This is a genomic window from Cyclonatronum proteinivorum (genome assembly GCF_003353065.1).
GTDB lineage: Bacteria > Bacteroidota > Rhodothermia > Balneolales > Cyclonatronaceae > Cyclonatronum > Cyclonatronum proteinivorum.
The window spans coordinates 3083458-3103652 of the sequence record NZ_CP027806.1; the positions used below are offsets into that span (position 1 = coordinate 3083458).

At 54.4% G+C, this 20195-nt stretch carries 18 protein-coding genes and 1 pseudogene; 8 read left to right on the plus strand and 11 right to left on the minus strand.

Annotated features, from left to right (window positions below):
* Nucleotides 1-503: 503 nt before the first annotated feature.
* The 3 genes and pseudogenes from CYPRO_RS17015 to CYPRO_RS11695 all read left to right on the plus strand — a co-directional run.
* A pseudogene (locus tag CYPRO_RS17015) lies at nucleotides 504-608 on the plus strand (FitA-like ribbon-helix-helix domain-containing protein); the annotation flags it as partial.
* A gap of 147 nt (nucleotides 609-755) precedes the next feature.
* On the plus strand, nucleotides 756-971 hold the full coding sequence (locus CYPRO_RS17020; protein ID WP_114985787.1) for a DUF433 domain-containing protein: 216 nt from the start codon (nucleotides 756-758) through the stop codon (nucleotides 969-971).
* 12 nt (nucleotides 972-983) lie between these two features.
* Nucleotides 984-1328, plus strand: coding sequence for a DUF5615 family PIN-like protein (locus tag CYPRO_RS11695; RefSeq protein ID WP_124245600.1), 345 nt, complete (start codon nucleotides 984-986; stop codon nucleotides 1326-1328).
* A 38-nt stretch (nucleotides 1329-1366) separates the two neighbouring features.
* Here CYPRO_RS11695 and hisA read toward each other — a convergent pair whose 3' ends face one another.
* From hisA to CYPRO_RS16435, 7 genes are all read right to left on the minus strand, one after another.
* Nucleotides 1367-2065: a 1-(5-phosphoribosyl)-5-[(5-phosphoribosylamino)methylideneamino]imidazole-4-carboxamide isomerase gene (hisA, locus tag CYPRO_RS11700; protein ID WP_114984784.1), complete on the minus strand. Its 699-nt coding sequence runs from the start codon at nucleotides 2063-2065 to the stop codon at nucleotides 1367-1369.
* 28 nt (nucleotides 2066-2093) lie between these two features.
* Nucleotides 2094-2693, minus strand: a complete 600-nt coding sequence (gene hisH / locus CYPRO_RS11705; RefSeq protein WP_114984785.1) for an imidazole glycerol phosphate synthase subunit HisH — start codon at nucleotides 2691-2693, stop codon at nucleotides 2094-2096.
* Entirely contained in the window at nucleotides 2693-3583 is an 891-nt protein-coding gene (gene hisB, locus CYPRO_RS11710; protein WP_114984786.1) for an imidazoleglycerol-phosphate dehydratase HisB, read from the minus strand. Before hisB ends, hisH begins: the two co-directional genes overlap by 1 nt.
* An 8-nt stretch (nucleotides 3584-3591) precedes the next feature.
* Nucleotides 3592-4668 carry a histidinol-phosphate transaminase gene (hisC, locus tag CYPRO_RS11715; protein WP_114984787.1) on the minus strand — a complete coding sequence of 359 codons (1077 nt, stop codon included), beginning with the start codon at nucleotides 4666-4668 and terminating at the stop codon, nucleotides 3592-3594.
* Nucleotides 4669-4698: 30 nt separating this feature from the next.
* Nucleotides 4699-5988, minus strand: coding sequence for a histidinol dehydrogenase (gene hisD, locus CYPRO_RS11720; protein WP_114984788.1), 1290 nt, complete (start codon nucleotides 5986-5988; stop codon nucleotides 4699-4701).
* A 12-nt stretch (nucleotides 5989-6000) separates the two neighbouring features.
* On the minus strand, nucleotides 6001-6870 hold the full coding sequence (hisG, locus tag CYPRO_RS11725) for an ATP phosphoribosyltransferase (protein ID WP_114984789.1): 870 nt from the start codon (nucleotides 6868-6870) through the stop codon (nucleotides 6001-6003).
* 116 nt (nucleotides 6871-6986) lie between these two features.
* Nucleotides 6987-7178 (minus strand): hypothetical protein, encoded by a 192-nt coding sequence (locus CYPRO_RS16435; protein ID WP_124245601.1) that lies wholly within the window; start codon nucleotides 7176-7178, stop codon nucleotides 6987-6989.
* Nucleotides 7179-7434: 256 nt separating this feature from the next.
* Between CYPRO_RS16435 and lepA the strand changes: the two genes are divergently transcribed.
* The 5 genes from lepA to CYPRO_RS11755 all read left to right on the plus strand — a co-directional run bounded on the left by lepA (nucleotide 7435) and on the right by CYPRO_RS11755 (nucleotide 15338).
* Nucleotides 7435-9231 carry a translation elongation factor 4 gene (gene lepA, locus CYPRO_RS11730; protein ID WP_114984790.1) on the plus strand — a complete coding sequence of 599 codons (1797 nt, stop codon included), beginning with the start codon at nucleotides 7435-7437 and terminating at the stop codon, nucleotides 9229-9231.
* Nucleotides 9232-9274: 43 nt separating this feature from the next.
* A complete protein-coding gene (locus CYPRO_RS11735; RefSeq protein WP_114984791.1) occupies nucleotides 9275-9901 on the plus strand; it encodes a hypothetical protein in 627 nt (208 codons plus the stop codon).
* Between the two features lie 118 nt (nucleotides 9902-10019).
* Nucleotides 10020-11111 (plus strand): signal peptidase I, encoded by a 1092-nt coding sequence (lepB, locus tag CYPRO_RS11740; RefSeq protein ID WP_124245602.1) that lies wholly within the window; start codon nucleotides 10020-10022, stop codon nucleotides 11109-11111.
* 925 nt (nucleotides 11112-12036) lie between these two features.
* Nucleotides 12037-13683, plus strand: a complete 1647-nt coding sequence (locus CYPRO_RS11750; RefSeq protein WP_240644744.1) for an alpha-amylase family glycosyl hydrolase — start codon at nucleotides 12037-12039, stop codon at nucleotides 13681-13683.
* Nucleotides 13684-14012: 329 nt separating this feature from the next.
* Nucleotides 14013-15338 carry a pyridoxal phosphate-dependent aminotransferase gene (locus CYPRO_RS11755; RefSeq protein WP_114984795.1) on the plus strand — a complete coding sequence of 442 codons (1326 nt, stop codon included), beginning with the start codon at nucleotides 14013-14015 and terminating at the stop codon, nucleotides 15336-15338.
* A gap of 368 nt (nucleotides 15339-15706) precedes the next feature.
* Here CYPRO_RS11755 and folD read toward each other — a convergent pair whose 3' ends face one another.
* From folD to CYPRO_RS11775, 4 genes are read right to left on the minus strand one after another with little or no spacing between them, the layout of a single operon-like run.
* Nucleotides 15707-16597, minus strand: coding sequence for a bifunctional methylenetetrahydrofolate dehydrogenase/methenyltetrahydrofolate cyclohydrolase FolD (folD, locus tag CYPRO_RS11760; RefSeq protein WP_114984796.1), 891 nt, complete (start codon nucleotides 16595-16597; stop codon nucleotides 15707-15709).
* 12 nt (nucleotides 16598-16609) lie between these two features.
* The gene (locus CYPRO_RS11765) at nucleotides 16610-17998 is read right to left on the minus strand and encodes a sigma-54-dependent transcriptional regulator (RefSeq protein WP_114984797.1); all 1389 of its coding nucleotides are present in this window, start codon (nucleotides 17996-17998) and stop codon (nucleotides 16610-16612) included.
* 32 nt (nucleotides 17999-18030) lie between these two features.
* Nucleotides 18031-19602 carry a D-alanyl-D-alanine carboxypeptidase/D-alanyl-D-alanine endopeptidase gene (gene dacB / locus CYPRO_RS11770; protein ID WP_114984798.1) on the minus strand — a complete coding sequence of 524 codons (1572 nt, stop codon included), beginning with the start codon at nucleotides 19600-19602 and terminating at the stop codon, nucleotides 18031-18033.
* A gap of 35 nt (nucleotides 19603-19637) precedes the next feature.
* A complete protein-coding gene (locus CYPRO_RS11775; RefSeq protein WP_114984799.1) occupies nucleotides 19638-20102 on the minus strand; it encodes a PTS sugar transporter subunit IIA in 465 nt (154 codons plus the stop codon).
* Between the last annotated feature and the right edge of the window lie 93 nt (nucleotides 20103-20195).

The window sequence follows — 20195 nt, forward strand, 5'->3', positions numbered from 1 at the left end:
AGTGCCGAGATAATAATACCTTTCGTGACCCTATTTAGCCCGCATTATTCACCAAGAAATTTTCTTGCCGGCAAGGCGAAGCTCCAAACTCAGCGGAGGGGTACCCTAGTACCCTGAGCATGAGTTTTCAGCTTCAACGCCGCCAGCGGGGAAATTTCGCAGTCTTAACACCATACTCAAATTTGGGCTACTGGTGTTTTTCACTAAGCCAAATTTAAACATACATTTAGCAAATAAAACTTGTTTATTAGTGAATAATGCGGGTTAGATAGTTTTTTTTGACTTGAAAGTAGTGAAAGCCACAAAGCCAAACTCCCTTTTATGGGTGTGCTGCCACATTTGCAAGGTTTACTGGCATCTCAGCCGAAGAAACTGAAAGAATCATCAACCGCATGGGCACCCTCGGGCTGGTTCAGATTGAAAAAAATGTGGGTGAAGGGTCTTGAAAAGACCTTAAATTGTGATTACATTGCAATCAAAACAAACATTGCAATCATATTGTTATGGCAAGCGTAACCATCCGAAACCTCGACGAAGAAACCAAGCACCGGCTCAAGATCCGGGCTGCGCAAAATAACCGCTCCCTCGAAGAAGAACTGCGTATCGCCCTGCGGAGTCTTGCCGATAACGGCAGCCATAATATGCTGCCTTCGGCTGATGCAGGCTACGAAACTGCGGATGAACCGCAAGCACCGGTTCATCTCGTTAATGACGACCTCGATTTCAGCCCACCCTACACCCCAAACAAGGAAACCATGTTCAGCGAATACATCCAAATCAGCCCCGAAGTACGGTTCGGGCGGCCTTGCGTGAAAGGCACCCGCATCTCCGTGTATGATGTGCTCGGCTACCTTGCCTCCGGCATGAGCATCAGCGAAATCACCGAAGATTTTCCGGAGCTTAGTCCGGAAGCCATTCAGGCCTGTCTTCAGTTTGCGGCATCCCGCGAGCGGCGCATTTTTTCCGTTTAAGTGCCGGGAGCCATGCAGCTGTTTTTTGATCAGAACATCTCTTACCGGATTCTGCACCGCATCGAACCTTATTTCCCGGATACGCGTCATGTGAAAACCGACGGGCTTACCGATGCTACCGATCTTCAGCTCTGGCATCACTGCCGGGAAAACCATTTATGTGTTGTCACTTTCGATGCCGACTTCATCGACCTGCTCAATCTTTATGGCCCGCCTCCGCCGGTTATCCGGATCAGAACGGGGAATATCAGCACCCGGAACCTTGTGCGGTTACTGGCCGAAAAGCGGGACCTGATCCGGGATTTCCTCAGCGGTAAAACCGGTACGCCTCCGGAAGTGCTGGAAATCAGCGGTTAGGTTTATTTGGGGGTACCGAACGTACAACCCGCACACGGCTAAATCTGCACGATGCCTTCGAGCCAGGCTTTGCCAATGACGCAGGCAAACAGGCCGGATTCCTCCAAACGTTTGAGGTCATCGTTGGAGGAGACGCCGCCGCTTGCGATAAAGTTCAGGTCTGTGAACCGCTTTTGGAGGTCGGCATACATGGGCAGGTTGGGGCCGGTCATCATGCCGTCGCGGGCGATGTCGGTGCAAAGCACTTCGGTGAGTCCGTAGCTGAGCATAGGCGCGAGCAGTTGTTCGAGGCTGCGGTCATCGGTTTCGAGCCAGCCTCCGACGGCGACTTTGCCGTCTTTGAGGTCCATCCCAAAGATGCAGCGGCCCGGCCCAAATTCTTCGAGTGCCCGCAACCATTCATCCTGCCGGTTTACGGCCATCGAGCTTGAGACGACCCGGTGAATGCCTGCCTGAAGCAGACGCTCGACATCTTCAAAACGACGGATCCCCCCGCCCATTTGCACTTCAAGCGGCGTTTGCTTCACGATTTGCTCGACCAGCCGCAGGTTCTCAAAATTCCCGTCCCGTGCGCCGTTGAGGTCAACAATGTGCAGGCGGGGTAAATCTTCGCGCTCGCTGAGGCGGTCTGCAAACGACACGGGGTCATCAGCATACACGGTCACAGCTTCGTAGCTGCCCTGCTTAAGGCGGACAATTTTGCCGTCGTATAAATCAATAGCGGGAATCCGGATCATAGCTTTTTTTGGAATAATGTCACCGCGATCAGCGGGTTAGGTTGATAAAGTTTAATAGCAGGCGTGCCCCGGCTGTGCCTGATTTTTCGGGATGGAACTGCACGCCCATTTTGTTGCCCTCGGCAGCCACGGAGGTAAATGTCACACCTGCGTAACTACATGCGCCGATGGTTTGGTCACAAAGCGGGGCGTAGTAGCTGTGCACGTAGTAGAAGTAATCGCCCTGACCAATGCCTTCAAGCAGCGGATGTTCCGACTCGAAGGGTTCGACAAAAGTGTTCCAGCCCATGTGCGGGACCTTGGCGTCGCGGTCGTCGAAGCGCAGCAGTTTGCCGGGAAAGAGCCCCAGACAATCGGTGTCACCTTCCACGCTGTGTTCGAACAGCAGCTGCATGCCGAGGCAGATGCCGAGCACCGGCAGCGGGGTTTCACGCAGCCAGACATCGAGTCCGGTGGTTTTCAGTGCCTGCATCGCGGCCTGCGCGTGACCAACCCCGGGGAAAATGATGCCGGAGGAGGCTTCCAGCTTTTGGATGTCGCTTGTAATCTGATAGTCCGCACCGAGCCGTTTGAGGGCGTTGGAAACGGAGGCCGTGTTTCCGGCGCGGTAGTCGATGATGCTGATCATTACAGAATTCCTTTGCTGCTCGGGATTTCGAGGCTGCCCGTACGCTTCACCGATTGCTTGAGCACAATGGCAAAACCTTTGAACATGGCCTCGATTTTATGGTGATCGTTCTCGCCGGTGACTTCAAAATGCAGGGTGCTTTTGGTGTTCATTGCCAGGGAGTAGAAAAAGTGTTTGACCATCTCGGTGGGAACATCGCCCACTTTTTCGCGGCTGAAGTGTACATCAAACACCAGATAGGGCCGGCCGGAAAGGTCGAGCGCGGTCATGGCGCGGGTTTCGTCCATCGGGAGGACGGAAGCGTATCGGGTGATACCGCGTTTGTCGCCCAAAGCCGCTGAGATGGCGTCGCCGAGCGCAAGGGCACAGTCTTCGATGGTGTGATGTTCGTCAATATGGAGATCGCCCTTGCAGTGCAGGCGCAAATCTACGTCGCCGTGCCGCGCGATTTGCTCCAGCATGTGATCAAAAAATCCGAGTCCGGTTTTGATGTCGTGCTTACCGGAGCCATCGAGATTTATTTCGGCTTCGATGTCTGTTTCGCGGGTTGTGCGGCGTATGCGTCCGATGCGGGGCGGGAACAGCAGCTGATGCAGCAGCGCCTGCCAGTCGGGGGCTGTTCCCGGGGATGCGCCGTCTTGCTGCTGCTGCAGCAGGCCGCTTTCCGCGGCCAAAATGCGTCGGGTGCCGGACAGTGCCGGATTTTCGGCTTCGGTCAGCTCAAAGGAAAGGTCTTCCCGGCGGAGGCGTTCAATTAGCAGCTGCGGCGTTTGCGCGTCGAGCAGCAGCGCGGCACCGGCCTCGTGCAGGCGTATCAGAGCACGGAAAGCGAACGGGCGCAGCTCGCTTCCATCGCTTAGCGCTTCGGCAGAAATAAAAAATCGGGACATGGTAGAAATCAGGTTGTAGGGGATACGATGGCACTCAGCTTCTCAAAAGCGGCCAGCAGACGATCGTTTTCTTCGGGCGTGCCTATGGTGACGCGCAGGCCGTCGGTGCAGTGCAGCTGATCGCCGCGGTAGCGCACAATCACTTCTTCCGCGGCAAGCGCTTTGTACCAGCCGGGGGCATCCTTCACCCTGACCAGCAGAAAATTGGCGTCGCTGGGTTCGACTTTATAAACAGCGGGAAATTTCAGGAGGGCTTCAGCCAGTCTTTCGCGTTCGGCGAGAATTTGCGCGATCAGTCCGGAGGTCCGCTCCGGAGAGGCAAGCGCTGCAAGCGCGGTTTGCTGGGTGAGCGTATTCACGTTGTAGGGCGGCTTCACGCGCATCATGTAGCTGATGATGGTTTCGGAGGCAAACGCCATCCCGAGACGGATGCCGGCAAGTCCCCAGGCTTTGGAGAGCGTCTGCATCACGACCAGGTTCGGGAACTCCCCGAGCCAGCGCAGGGCACTTTCCCCGGCACTGAAATCGATGTAGGCTTCATCCACAATCACAAGCGCGGGCACCGCTTCGAGCACCTGCCGAATGTGCGCGGCATCGAGCCGGTTGGCCGTCGGATTGTTGGGCGAACACAGGAAAACCAGCTTCGCCCCGGAGGTTTTGACGGCTTCAATGACACCTTCGGGGTCAAGGGAAAAATCAGGGTTCAGGGGAGCTTCCACCGTTTGAATGCCCTGAATATCTGCGCTCACTTTGTACATGCCGTAGGTTGGCGGCGTGATGACCATAGTATCTTCGCCTGACTGACAAAACATGCGGATCAGAATATCGATGGCTTCATCGCTGCCATTTCCCAGAAAAATCTGCGACGGCTTTACGTCTTTCAGCTCCGAAAGACGTGCGCGCAGGGCTTCAAAATGGGGATCGGGATAGCGGTTGAGTCGGGCTTCGGGATGCTGTTCCGGGGCGAACGGATTCTCGTTGGCATCAAGCAGAATGCCGGTTTTGAAGTCGTCGCGGGCGGAGCGGTAGGGTTTGAGGGAGCGGATGTTGGGCCGTAAAAGCGGAAGCGTATCAAAGGCGGACATCAGTAAATTTCGGGAATTTTGAACTTTGGTTTAGGAAAGGTGGCGGAGACGGCGGCTAACGGCCTGACGGTGTGCTTCGAGGCCTTCCGCCTGTGCCATGACCTCGACCGTTGGGCCCAGTTCCCGGAGTCCGTCAGGAGTGAGTTCCTGAAAGGTCACCATTTTATAGAAGGAATCGAGGGAGACGCCGCTGTACATGGCTGCGTAGCCGCTTGTCGGCAGGGTGTGATTGGTGCCGGAGGCGTAATCGCCGGCGCTTTCGGGCGTCCAGTTTCCCAGAAAAACCGAGCCGGCGTTGATGATGCCCGGTACGTACTCCGCGGCATTTTCTGACGCGATGATGAGGTGCTCGGGCGCCCAAAGGTTGGAAAATACAAGGGCCTGGGCACGGTCTTCCACAAGCACAGCGCTGCTGTTGGCGAGGGCTTTACGGGCGGCTTCCATCCGGGGCAGGGACTGCAGCTGACGCTCGGTCTCGGTGAGGGTCTCCTCAATAAATCCCGCACTTTGCGCCACAAGCACAACCTGTGAATCGGCGCCATGTTCCGCCTGAGAGAGCAGGTCAGCGGCCACAAATTCCGGGTTCGCGGTTTCGTCCGCAATCACCAGCACTTCGGAAGGTCCCGCGGGCATGTCGATTGCCACAACCGCATCAGACTGCGAAACCAGCATTTTCGCGCAGGTGACGTATTGATTTCCGGGACCAAATATTTTGTGCACTTTGGGGACGCTCTCTGTGCCGTAGGCCAGCGCAGCAACGGCCTGCGCGCCGCCCGCCTTTAGGATGTGCGTGATGCCCGTCAGCGCGGCGCAGTACAGAATTTCCGGTGCAATGGCGCCGTCTTGCTGCGGTGGCGTTGCCATGATACGGGTCGGACATCCGGCAATCATGGCCGGCACCCCGAGCATGAGCACGGTTGAGGGCAGCACCGCTGTGCCACCGGGCACGTAGAGTCCGACGGCTTCAACGGCCCGTGCTTCGCGCCTGCACACGACGCCCGGCATGGTCTCCACGACCAGATCGCCCGGTTTTTGTGCCATGTGAAAGGCATAAATATTGGCAAAAGCCCGGTCAAAGGCCGCTTTCTTATCTTCCGAAAGCGGCACATCTTCCGCGGCAGGGACCGGTATCACAAGCGGATCGGGGAGAAAACCGTCAAATTTCTGCGTATATGACTGCAGGGCCACATCCCCCTGTGTTTTCACTGCCTGAATAATTTCCCGAACGGTTGGTTCAATCCGGTCGAAATCCACGGCTGTGCGTTTGCAGAGCGCTTTGATTTCTTCTGCGTTCAGGTTTTTATACGTGAAGACTTTCATTATACATCCCGCTTAGTTGATCATATTTTGGATGGGAAGCATCACAATGCCCGTTGCCCCGGCAGCTTTGAGCTCTTCCATCACTTCCCAGAATTTCGCAATCGGAATTACGGTGTGTATGGCAATCATGCTCGGGTCGGCGAGCGGCAGCACGGTCGGACTGTTGAGCGCGGGAATGATGCGGGTGATGGTATCAAGCGCTTCCTTCGGGGCATTCATCATGATGTAGCGGCTGTTTTCGGCAAGCAGCTGCCCTTCGATCCGGACGAGGAATTTCTCAATGAGGTCAACTTTGTGCTGCGGCAGCGGCTTGTTGGTACGGATGAGCTGCGACTGACTTTGCAGGATGGTCTCGAGTTCGCGCAATCCGTTGGTTTTGAGTGTACTGCCGGTCGAAACAAGGTCACAGATGGCGTCAGCGACATCAAGGCGGGGCGTGATTTCCACTGCGCCTGAAATTTTGATGATGTGCACATCAAGCCCAAGGGAATCAAAAAACTTGCGGGTAAGCACCGGGTAACTTGTGGCAATGCGCCTGCCCCCTAACTCCTTAGCCGAGTTGATGTTCCGGCTTACGGGGCTCGCAATCGAAAGACGGCAATGACCAAAATCGAGGTCTTTTAAAATGGTGATATCGGCCTGTGTTTCGAGGGTAACATTTGCCCCGACAACACCGAGGTCGCAGATGCCGTCCTGCACATACTCGGGAATGTCATCATCACGGATGAGCAGCAGTTCAACATCAAAATTAAGGGCTTTTACGAGCAGCCGGTTTTTGTAACCATCGAAGCGGATGCCGATGTTTTCGAGCAGGGTAATGGTTTTTTCTGTGAGCCTTCCGCTTTTTTGGATGGCAATTCGCAGGGTTTGTACAGGTTCCAAAAAGGTTAATTATTTAGTGTTCAAGGGGTACCGGAACAAAAAAGCCGGTCTGATTTCAGGATAGCGAATCAGCCGGCAGTCATCTCGGTATTAAACGAAGCGTATTAGATTTACGTTCAGGATGGGGTCATCAGACTGACAGGCTTAGTGCACCACGCATGATGCAGGTGATGATGACGGATACGATGATGTGTCGATGCCTGGGCCTTATCCCCTATCAGACAAATTTCATACACGCGCCCGGTCATTGCCTGCGCGGGAACAGCTTTGAAGTACAGCGTATCGGTAAAGTTTTCATATTTTCTCATGGCTGCGAATATAGTCAGATTAAGACCACCAATTCATGCTGTCTTCAAACGCAAAACATCTCTTTACAAATGCTGCCAAAGCTCTGAGTTTCACTTCGAAAAACCGCAGTTCAGGCCCCGGTGAAGACCGAAGCCCGTGTCACCCTACTCCTTATTCACACCTGTGAATGGCAAAATCTCAGGCGCGCTCAACTTCAAAATGAGGCGATAATTTGCTATTTTAACCAACTTTGCAAAAAACGATCTAACCACCTACATGAAGCACATCCGCAACTTTTGTATTATTGCTCACATTGATCACGGTAAAAGCACCCTGGCCGACCGGCTGCTTGAGCGCACCGGCACCATTACTGAACGCGAAATGCAGAATCAGGTGCTCGACGACATGGATCTTGAGCGTGAGCGCGGTATTACCATCAAGAGTCACGCCATTAAAATGGACTACACCGCCCGCGACGGTCAGAAATATATTTTCAACCTGATCGACACACCGGGTCACGTGGACTTTGCCTACGAAGTATCCCGCGCGCTGAAAGCCTGTGAAGGCGCCGTTTTGGTTGTAGATGCCGCACAGGGTGTTGAAGCGCAAACCATTTCAAATTTATATCAGGCGATTGAGCAGAATCTGGAAATCATCCCGGTACTGAACAAAATTGACCTGCCCGGTGCTGATGTGGAAGGCTCCGCACAGCAGGTGATGGATCTGATTGGGTGTGAGCGTGAAGATATTCTGCACGTATCCGGTAAAACCGGACTTGGGGTAGATGAGCTTCTCGAACACCTTATTCATAAAGTTCCCGCTCCCAAGGGCGGCCCTAACAAACCGCTTAAAGCCCTGATTTTCGACTCCGTTTTCAATTCCTACCGGGGTTCTATTGTTTATGTGCGGATTATGGATGGCGTGCTCCGCAAGGGCGATCGCATGAATTTCATGGCTGTCGAGCAGGATTACGACGCCGATGAAATCGGTTATCTCCGCATGAAAATGACGCCTTGTGATGAACTCAAAGCAGGTGAAGTCGGCTACATCATCGGCAGCGTAAAATCTCTGGCCGATACCAAAGTTGGTGATACCATCACAACGGTAAAAAACGGCGCTACGGAACCCATCCCGGGATACAAGGACGTCAAGCCGATGGTATTCAGCGGGATTTACCCGACCAACAGCGAAGATTTTGAAAGCCTGCGTTCTGCGCTCGAAAAGCTCAAGCTGAACGACGCTTCCCTGAACTATGTGCCCGAAACTTCCGCTGCGCTCGGTTTCGGTTTCCGGGCCGGGTTCCTGGGCATGCTTCACATGGAAATCGTGCAGGAGCGCCTCGACCGTGAATTCGATATGGATATCATCACAACGGTCCCCAACGTAGAGTATGAAATCCAAACAACGGGTGGTAAACGCATTGCGGTTGATAACCCGAGCGACATGCCAGAGCCGGGGCTGATCGATAAAATTTACGAGCCCTACATCAAAGCACAGATAATTGCACCGGCAGAGTACATCGGTGCCATCATGAAACTTTGTCAGGAACGCCGCGGGGTGTACATCAACACCATGTACCTTGACGCGACCCGCGTTGATCTCACCTATGAGCTGCCCATGGCGGAAGTCGTTTTCGATTTTTATGACAGACTCAAGAGCTCAACCCGCGGCTATGCCTCCCTCGACTACGAGTTCATTGGTCAGCGGCCAGGCAATATGGTGAAGCTCGACATCCTCCTGAACGGCGAACCCGTTGACGCCCTCTCGAGCATTGTGCACCGCGACAAAGCCTACGAATGGGGCAAGAAACTTTGCGCCAAGCTCAAAGAGCTCATCCCGAGACAGATGTACGAAGTCGCGATTCAGGCGGCCATCGGCAAGAAAGTCATCGCCCGTGACACCATCCGCGCCATGCGCAAAGACGTAATCGCCAAATGTTACGGGGGCGATATCACCCGGAAACGCAAGTTGCTCGAGAAGCAGAAAGAAGGAAAGAAAAGAATGAAGCAGGTGGGCTCGGTAGAAATACCACAGGAAGCCTTTCTCGCCGTTCTTTCTATGAACGACAACTGATTTCTTTCGCTCCCCTCATCCAAAATTCAGAAAAGTATTTTTAATGACATTTTCCAGGCTGACCTTTATCATCGGCTTTTTCAGCGTATTATTTTTTACGGGCGCGTTGTCTCAAACGCAGCAAGCCTTCGCGCAGCAGACTGACGCCTTCACCGAAGCGGAAATTATCAAGGTTGAACGTGTTGACGCGGCAACTTTCGAGCGCCGGTTCCGCAACACGCGCTGGACAGGACAGGGTATGCAGGGCATTACCGATATTGACCGTATTCCTTCGATGGAATTGCGGGCGAGACTGCAAACCGTTTTTGGCGACCCCACCCGGACGCTCGACGACCTTGCTTTTCGCCCGAATTTCCGGATGGCCGAAGCCATTCAATACGAATACTGGTTCATCGTAAACGACCGCTACCCGATGATGATCCTCGATATTGACGGTCCGTTTGCACGCGGCCTTGTTTACGCGGTATCGGTGAGCTACATCGACCTCATGCCGCAAATCAAGCGGGCGCTCTCCCGCATGATTATGGAGCCGACAGAGCTCGAAGAATTTACTGATGTTTTCTATTCGCCTGAACGCAGCAACTGGTACGAAATATCATTTCAGGACGGCGAATTCAACTATGTTGAAATACCGCAGCCTCAGCGATTCCGAAACGTCCGCTTCAACTGATATGCGCAGCTAAACCCAAAGCAGCCTGCCTCTTAAATCCGGCCCGTTCATACGGTCGGATTTCTTATTTTTGGCGGGTGCAGGTTTCTCACAACATCACTCACTGAATTCCATACCATTGGCCGACAAAAAAAAGATCTCGGGCCGGGCTGAGCGGGCCCGCAAACGCACCAAGGACAGCAGCAGTAAACAGGCGCAGGCAAAAACCTGGGCCCGCGAATGGGGAGAAGCCCTCATCTGGGCACTCGCTGCAGCAGTCATCATCCGCGCCCTGTTTTTCGGCGCGTACCGTATCCCGACCCCATCCATGGAAACAACGCTGATGACCGGCGATTTCCTCCTCGTTTCCAAAATGCACTACGGCGCCCGCACCCCGCAATCTGTAGGCATTCCGTTTACCGGCGTACACCTGCCCAACCTCCGGCTCCCATCCACACGACTCCCCGGCTTCTCCTCCATCAAGCGAAACGACATCGTTGTTTTCAATTACCCGATTGATGACGGCATTCCTTCACAAAAAACCAATTACATCAAACGAGCCGTCGGCATGCCCGCCGATACCCTGGAAATAGCAGACAAAATGCTGTTCGTAAACCATGAGCCGGCTGAAATGTTTGAAACCCTGCAGTTCATCCACGAAATAACGCCCCTTGACGGTCTGCGAATCAGTACGGAGCGCCTCCGGAATGCGGGCGCTACCGTTATCGGCACAAGGGGCCCGCAGGGAGAGCGGCTGTTCGCGCACATGTCACCAACGGTAGCCCGTGAAGTTGAATCATGGGGGAGCGTCGAAGCTGTTGAGCTGTTCTTAAATCAGAGCGGCGGGTTCAGCACCAACTTCCGCTTTGTGCGCGGGCTGTCTGAAAACAGTACCGAGAACATGCCGCAAATTGTTGTGCCCTTCAGCGGACAGGAAGTCGCACTGAATACGGATAACATTGGCCTCTATGCTGACATTATTGAGCGGTATGAAGGCAACCGGCTCGATGTTCGCGGCGATCGAATCCTAATCAACGGCGTAGAACGCAACCGCTACACCATACAGCGCGATTACTACTTCATGATGGGCGACAACCGCGACAACAGCGAAGACAGCCGCGCATGGGGCTTCGTACCCGACGATCACATCGTCGGTAAAGCCTGGGTCATCTATTTTTCCATCGACGGAAGAAGCCCGAGATTTAACCGGATTCTGCGGTCGATACACTGACCGTCTCTGCCCCCCTTTTCCAGGCAACCTCGCTCAGTGGGGTTGCTTTTTTTTCGCAAACAACCCGAAATCCGGCTCAGGATGCAATTCCCCTATCCGTTTATTTGGGGGAAACTCCGAGAGCATCACGGTCTGCATTGCTGGTTCCAGGCATCCCAAATCGGTCTCATAGCGCCTTGCTTTTTTTGCCTGTTACACGCTGACGGAACGCGGATTGGGCGGATTTAAACGGATTTATGCGGATTGACGGTTGGGGCCTCCGTCCCGTACCATGTATCCACACAAATCAAAATCGTATATTTGGGGTAACAAAGCTGTTATTATCACGGCACTTATCAACTCCCCTCTTGAGAGGGGTGGCCCCTGTATGAGCCCGTTAGGGCTTCAATACCATGAACAGTTTGTGTACCCTTTCAAAGCCCCGATGCTGGCGGGCCGGGGTGTGGAGATGCTGCCCGAAGGCATGATACCATTTACCACAACAGCTACATTTAATTGGGCACCCTACGGCAGGAAACCAAAAATCAACCACAAACCCGTCATCCCGGAAACGCCCACACAGAAACAAGTAGCTGCGCAAAAACACAGCCAGCGTTATCCGGGATCTGCCAACTTCAGCCTGCGACCATGCCAGACTCCAGCACCCCAACGCTGTACCGGACTTTGTGGAACCGGCATCCCAAGCGAAAAAAAGATCGCGGCAGGTCTCGGCTTGGTAGATCCCGGATAATGCTGCACGAGGTTTCGTGCGGGTAATTCAACACCGTGCCGCAGCATTTCCGGGATGCCGGGTTGGAGTGGGAAGGCGTGGAATTGCAGTGCTTAATAGGTACGCAATGCAGACCCACATCCTACAGGCATATTTACCCCTCCCTCCTGCCCCGATCCGATTAGCCGGTTTAGGGTAAATCCTGTATTTTTATGCATGTCAACCTTTACAATCCGAAATTCCAACAACATGTCTGACTGGTGGAAAAAAGCTGTTATCTATCACATTTACCCGCGTAGCTTCATGGATGCCAACGGGGATGGCATTGGTGACCTCAAAGGTATCCGGAAGCGCCTCGACTACCTGAAATGGCTCGGGGCCGACGCCATCTGGATCTCGCCGGTGTATCCCTCACCCATGGCCGACTTCGGCTATGACGTCACCGATCACTGCGATATCGATCCCATTTTTGGCAGTATTGCCGACATGGACGCCCTCATCGCACACGCGCATGAACGCCGCCTGAAAGTGATTCTCGACTTTGTACCCAATCACACCTCCAACGAGCACCCCTGGTTTCTGGAATCCAAAAGCAGCCGCGACAACCCCAAACGCGACTGGTACTACTGGAAAGACCCTGCCCCTGGTGGCGGTCCGCCCAACAACTGGCTGAGCCGCTTCGACGGAAAATCTGCCTGGAAATGGGATGAGCAAACCGGACAGTATTACCTGCACACCTTCCTCGAAGAACAGCCCGACCTGAACTGGCGGAACCCCGAAGTGAAATCGGCCATGACCGACATCCTCCGGTTTTGGTTCAGGCGCGGCGTTGACGGCTTCCGGGTTGATGTATCCTACCGCGTCATGAAACACCGCGACTTTGCCGATAACCCCGTCAATCCGGACTGGAAGCCGGGCATGGATCCCTCCTTCCGCGTCACCGAGCGGAACACCAAGAACACCGCCGATATACACCTGTTCAACCGCTGGATTCGCGAAACCGCCGATGAATTCGAAGACAAGGTCACCATAGGCGAGATGAACCTCACCCTGCCGGAGCTCGCCAAACATTACGGCACGGCAGAAAAACCTGAGTTTCACCTGCCCTTTAATTTCCGGCTGATTTTCTCCCCCTGGCAGGCCAAAAATGTGGGAGCGCTGGTCTCCGAATTTGAAGCGACCGTACCCGCGCACGGCTGGCCCAACTGGGTGCTCAGCAATCATGATCAGCCCCGCTTCGCAACCCGTGCCGGCAAAGATCAGGCGCGCAACGGCTACCTCTTCCTCCTCACCGTACGCGGCACCCCAACGATTTACTACGGCGATGAACTCGGCATGGAAAGCGTGCCCATTCCCGCCGATAAAGTGCAGGACCCCTGGGAATTACTCTCCCCCGGACTCGGTCTCGGCCGCGACCCGGTCCGTACCCCCATGCGATGGGACAGCGGACCAAACGCTGGTTTCTCCCCTGCGGGCACCGAACCCTGGCTGCCCGTCGGAGCAGACGCCGCACAGCTGAACGTAGCCGAAAGCCAAAAGAAACCGGACAGCATGCTGTGCATGGTCAAAACCCTGATTGACCTCCGTCGCACCCACAAAGTGCTCATCGATGGCGCCTGCACCGTACTAAGCGCAGAAGACGACATCCTCCAATACACGCGGGGCGAAACGGCCAAAGCCGGGGCCATGCTCATCGTGCTCAATTTCAGCAATGAACCCAAAACCATAACCCTCCCCGAAGCTTTTCAGCACGGGGCAGAAATACTCCTGACGACCCGAATGGATGATTCTCCCGCCCTGGCAAACACGCCTCAGCTTTCGCTGAGACCTAACGAAGGATTGCTGATTCGGAAAACAGATTAATACATCAGCAAAAAGCCAGATTGAAGGTAAAATCCCTGCCGCAATTACCGCATCTTTAGGTTGAAGCAGGGCTTTTACCTTTGTAACTTTTGGTATTGTGCATTGCGCGTCAGGCTTTGAAAACAAGGCCTTATCCGTAGCAAAAGCACAACACACCAAAAACAGGCGCTTAAAACAAATCAACTCAATTAGTCAGTACAATAAAAACAAATACCTTACTATTTTAGGCAATATTCGACAAAAAGCTAAAATAATCTAAAACTTTATTTGGCGTTCCGAATAAATGTGCTGATATTTGGCCGTCAACTTTCATCATCAAAATATTTTACATGCGACTACCTCTGGTACCCTCCGGCAAAAAGAAAGCGAGCTATGAAATCCGCGGCATAGTAGACAAAGGCTTTCAGCTTCAGGCATGCGGAAAAAACGTCTTCTGGGAAAACATTGGCGACCCGGTTCAGAAAGGAATGAAGGTACCGGCCTGGATGAAGCAGATCGTGGCAAACGAAGCGCTGCGGGATGAAAGCTACGGCTACTGCGAATCAAAAGGCGTAGCCAAAACCCGGGAGTTTCTCGCATCACGAACCAATGCGTTCGGCGGCGTAACCATCACAAGCGACGACATCACCTTCTTCAATGGCCTCGGCGACGCCATCGCACGCGTATACGGCATGCTGAGTCCGGAAGCACGGGTGCTCATGCCCGCCCCAACCTACCCCGCACATTCCGGTGCCGAATCAAACCGCATCGGGCAGGCCCCGCTGCAGTACACCCTCGACCCCAAGCGCGACTGGCTCCCCGACGCCGATGAAATCCGCAGCATTGTCGCAGCCAACCCGGACGTCTGTGCCATTTTGCTGATCAACCCCGATAACCCAACCGGAAAAGTCTTCCCCTACAGCACCCTGGCCGCTATCGTACAAATTGCGCGCGAATTCGACCTCTTCATCATCTGCGATGAAATCTACGAAAACCTGGTGTACGAAGGCGAAATGGTCCGGCTGTGCGAAGTAATCGGCGAAGTCCCCGCGATTGCCATGAAAGGCATTTCCAAAGAATTCCCCTGGCCCGGCAGCCGCTGCGGATGGCTCGAGTACTACAACCGCGACAAAGACCCCGCCTTTGCAGATTTCTGCGGCCGCATCGATCACGGCAAAATGACAGAAGTTTGCAGTACCTCCCTCCCGCAGCGCGTCATCCCCGCCATCATGAGTCACCCGCTGTATCAAAGCTGGCAGCAGGGTATCAAAGACGACCTGCGCCGGAAAATGTCGCAGGTGCGCGAAGCCTTTCACGATATCGACGGCTTCCACATCTCCGGCGGCGGCGGGGCGTTCTACGCCACCGTACACATCGACTGCGACTTCGCCGGAAGCTGCGTGCCCTACACCTCGCTGAACGATACACAGCTCAACCTCATCCGCAAATGGCTCAAACCCGGCGCCGCGCAGGACTACAAAATTGTGTACTACCTCCTCGCCGTACACGGCATCTGCGTCGTACCGCTGAGCGGCTTCTCAACCCCGCAGTGCGGCTTCCGCTTCACCTTGCTCGAGCAGGACAGCGACCGCTTCAAAGCCTTGCTCGAAGAAATGAAAGCCGGCCTGAGCCTCTGGAGTCAGCACCGCAAACTCGAAGAAAGCGTAGTCGCCTGATCCAAAAAAACTTCCATCCTTGCACCTTCCCGAAGTCGCTGATTCCACGCGGCTTCGGGAAAGGTACAGCCCGCTACTGCAAAACGCAGGTCCGGCACCGGATTCCTGCACATTCCACAAGCTAACCGACGCTTGTTTTTTTTTGGGGAAAACTCCGTGAACATCAGGAGCTTGGGCGACAGATTGAGAGCCCCCAAACCTAAGATAGGTCCCTTGCTTTTTGGGACGGATACCTTCCCAAACACCGGTGTAAACAAAAGCCTGAAGAGCTTGCGTCAGGCTTTCAAACCATCAAGCTTACACACCGATCCACCCGGCCTTGCATTACCCCGGCTTTCAGGTTTCCGGAAAAATTAACAGGCTGACTATCAGCGGGGATAGATTGATTTCTTGGCCGCAAGCAGGGTGTTTTTCATGAGCATAGCCACAGTCATCGGACCCACGCCGCCGGGCACAGGCGTAATCCAGCTGGCTTTTTCTGACACGCTGTCGAAATCACAGTCGCCCGTCAGGCGGTAGCCGCGTTCGGTCGTGTGATCGGCAACCCGCGTAATCCCCACATCAATCACAACAACGCCCTCCTTTACCATCTGCCCTGTAATCAGCCCCGGCTGCCCGACTGCCACAATCAGGATGTCGGCTCCAATGGTGTGTTTGGTCAGGTCTTTGGTAAATTTGTGGCAAATGGTCGTCGTAGCCTTCCCGGTCGTATTTTCCCGGGAAAGCAGAATCGCAGCGGGTGAGCCGACAATATTGCTCGCCCCTACCACGACCGCGTGTTTACCCTTGGTCGTAATGCTGTAGTGCCGGAGCATTTCAATGATACCAGCGGGCGTACACGGGCGAAAGCTCGGCTGCCCGACCGACATCCGACCTACGTTCATGGGATGAAAGCCGTCCACATCTTTGCGGTAGTCTATCGCCTCAATCACAGACAGCGGCGTGATGTGCGCGGGAATGGGCAGCTGCACCAGAATACCATCGGTCGCCTCATCCCGGTTAAACTGCCCGATCACCTCCGTCAGCTCCTGTTCGGAAACCGTATCCGGCAGCACGAGCGTATCCGACACAATGCCCACATCGGCACAAGCACGGGTCTTGGCCCCCACGTATGCAGATGAAGCCGGATTTTCGCCCACGAGAATCACCTGCAGTTTAGGCGCCCGGTTGCCGCGCGCCACCCAGCTCTGCACATCTGCAGCTACCGATTCCCGCACTTTTTTGGCCAGCATAACGCCGTCTAAAATACTTGCCCCCATCTGTTTCTCCGATTATCGCTTGAGATTGAATTTTTTGATTTTGTTGTAAAGATGACTGCGCTGAATGCCAATCGCATCCGCCGTTTGCGAAATGTTCCACTGATATTTATCCAGCTGGTACTTCACAAAAATGAGTTCCGTAGCGTCTTTGAAAGACTGAAAATCAGGATAATCTTCCAGTAAATCCCGCATGCCCTGATTGCCGTCAGTCGCAGACTTACTTACCGGACCGGCCATCAGCTCAACATCCTCCGCGGTAATCACGGCGCCCCCGCTCAAAATACCCAGCCGCTCCACTACATTATGCAGCTCACGCACATTTCCGGTCCAGTCGTGCCGCTGCAGCTTTTCCAGGGCCTCATCCGAAAAAGATTTGCCCTCAAAAACAATGTCTTTGGTCGCCATCTGCCGCAGGAAAGCGCGGGCCAGCAGCGGAATATCTTCCCGGCGGTCACTCAGCGGCGGAACGTGTATCGGAATCACATTCAGCCGGTGATACAGGTCTTCCCGAAACTGTTGCTCCTGAATTTCGGTACGCAGGTCTTTATTGGTAGCTGCCAGAATGCGCACATTCACGCGAATCAGTTCCGTGCCGCCAACCCGCGCAATGGTGTTTTCCTGAAGCGCCCGCAGCACCTTGGCCTGCGCCTGAAGGCTCATATCCCCGATTTCGTCCAGGAAAAGCGTGCCGCCGTGCGCCTGTTCAAACTTCCCGATACGCTGACTGACCGCGCCCGTGAAAGCGCCCTCTTCATGCCCGAACAGCTCACTTTCGAGCAGCTCGGTCGGGATGGCGGCACAGTTGACCTCCACAAAAGGTTCCCCTGAGCGGCGGCTCTGTTCGTGCAGGCTCCGGGCCACAAGCTCCTTTCCGGTCCCGTTTTCGCCGGTAATGAGCACCCGCGCGTCGGTCGGAGCCACTTTCGCGATGGTAGATTTGATGTGCTGAATGGCCTCGCTGTTGCCGATAATTTCCGAAAGCTGCGGTATGTTGCGGCGCATTTTCCGGTTTTCCTTCACCAGGGTGCCCTTATCAAGGGCGTTGCGAACCGTAATGAGCAGGCGGTTCAGGTCAGGCGGTTTCTGCAGGAAGTCGAAGGCACCAAGGCGGGTCGCCTGCACGGCCATCTCAATGGTGCCGTGTCCGGTGAGCATTATGACCGGCAGCTGCAGGCGGGCTTCATTCAGCTTTTCGAGCAGCTCAAATCCGTCCATGCCCTTCATTTTGATATCGAGCAGCAGCAGATCAAACGACTCCGCCTGAAGCTTCTCAAACGCTTCATCGCCGGAAGCCGCTTCGCTTATTTCGTACTGTTCGAATTCCAGAATTTCACGCAGCGCACTCCGGATACTGGACTCATCGTCCGTTACAAGGATGCGGGGCTTTGCGGATGATACCATGAGAAGAAGGAAAAAAGGTTAGCCGCTCAGCACTAAAACTCCTGCCAGAGCAGGTTTAGGATACGCTCATGCACGCTGTCAACCGTAGCAACGCGGCTCGTGAAGTTGTTGGTGAGAATGGAAAAATACAGGCGTGTTCCCGAAGGCACATCAAGGTAGCCGCTCAGGGTTCTGACGCCCGTAATGAAGCCGGTTTTGGCGTACATGTTACCCATCACCGGAGAAGCAATGAAGCGGTTTTCAAGGGTGCCGCTGTAGCCCGCCCGGGCAAAGGTGTTTTCCCATTCCGTGTGATGGGGCGAGCTCTGCATGGCATGTAACAGGGCGGTAATCACAGAAGCCGTACCCAGATTAGCACTTGCCATCCCGGAAGCATCCCGCAGCCGCAGCTGATTGGTGTCGAGTCCGAGCGCACTGAGTTCGCCAAAAATGAGCTCAAGCCCGGCTTCTGTTGTGCCCTGTGCTTCCAGCGAATAGGCCGCGAGCGATTTCGTGAGCATTTCGGTGTAGAAGTTGTCGCTTTCCGCATTCACGCGCCTGAGCAATACCGCAAGCGGCTCGGATTCATGCGAAGCCAGCTTCTCAAAACCCGACCAGTTCCGCTGTCGCTGATCCGGAATGAGCTCCCCTATCCACGAAAGCCCGCTGAAATCGGCTTGTTTGCTGAAGCTGTCAATAAAAAAGAGCGCGGGATCGGTGATGGTCAGCGACTCTTTTTCGAGATACCCCTGCGGCAGGGTGCTGCGCAGCATGATGGTGTTTGTGCCAAGCACGCGGGCATAGGATTCGTTGAAACGCACGCTGCGGGGCGTAATCAGCTGTTCATTCACCAGATTTACATAGTCTGTGTTGAACGGGAACCAGGTGATCTGCGGCTCACTCCCGACAGGCCCAACAGCGCGGACCGTAAGGTCGATACAGTTGCGGTTAAAGGAGAGCGCGCTGATCTCCGGCGCGTAATAGTAGGAAAGGTCATCCCACTCCCATCCCCGCGGGTAGCGCACATCATCAAAAAGACCCTCATTCCCAAAAATATCCCCGCTGATGTGGGTGATCCCCCGCTCCTGCAGCTGACGAATGAGCGCGTCAAACACATGCATGGCGTCATCATCATAGTGATATTTATCGATGGATGGGTCCCCGGCGCCGGCAATATGGATATCGCCCTCCCAAACATCGCCGACCAGTTCTCCGTCGCCGTAGATTGTTGTGCGAAAGCGGAAGGTCGGCCCCAGGCCGTGCAAAAGGCCGGCTGTCACAAAAAGCTTGCTGTTGGAAGCCATGCGCATAGGGGTGTTGCTGTTTAGCCGAACAAGCTCCTCACCAGCTTCGCTGCGGACCGAAACAGCCCAAACTGCGTCCGCCGTAACGCTTTGGGAAATCAGCGCTTCAATCCGTTCGGCGACAGAAGCAAGTTCAGACGCCTTAACCCGCTCAGCTGCCGCATTCGAAACGCCGCCGAAACCGCCGTAAACCGGTTGCGGCACCAGTATGCCGCAGACCAGCAAAAGCAAAAGGCTCAGTCTCAGCACGGGCTGCAGGAAGCGAACTCCTGCCGTTTTGCATACAGCGGCTGCGAAAGAAACCGGCACGGATGGGTTCATAGGCGCAAAAATGGGGGTTATCCGGCAGAAAGCACTCAGGCCGGCTGTTCTTCCTCATCCCGGAAGAGCGTGATTACTTCCTCACCGGAATCGGCCATCATCAGCTGATGACGGAAATTGTCGTGATTCATCAGTCTTGAAATCTTGCTGAGAATTTTGATGTGATAGCTGCTTTTGGCGCAACCGCCCACAATCAGAAAAACCAGCGAAACCGGTGCGTCATCCACGGAACCAAAATCAACCGGACGCTTCAGCCGGGCAAAAACGGCAAAATTGGGTTCCAGATCCTTGATTTTAGCGTGTGGTATTGCTACGCCTTTCCCAACCCCGGTTGACATCACTTCTTCGCGTTCAAGCACTGCTTTCTTGATCTGTGTCAGCAAAGCCTCATCCACATCCTGCCTGAGCTCGTTGACCATTCTTTTGATGAGTTCTTCTTTATTTCCTGCTTCAACATCCAGCACAACATGTCCGGTGCTGAGTATTTCAGAGATTTTCATAAGTGAAGGCTAATTCATTCGATTTAAGGCGTGCAACAGCCTGCCCGCAAACGGGGCACGACCTGTGCAATACGTCTGTCAAATTTAAGACTT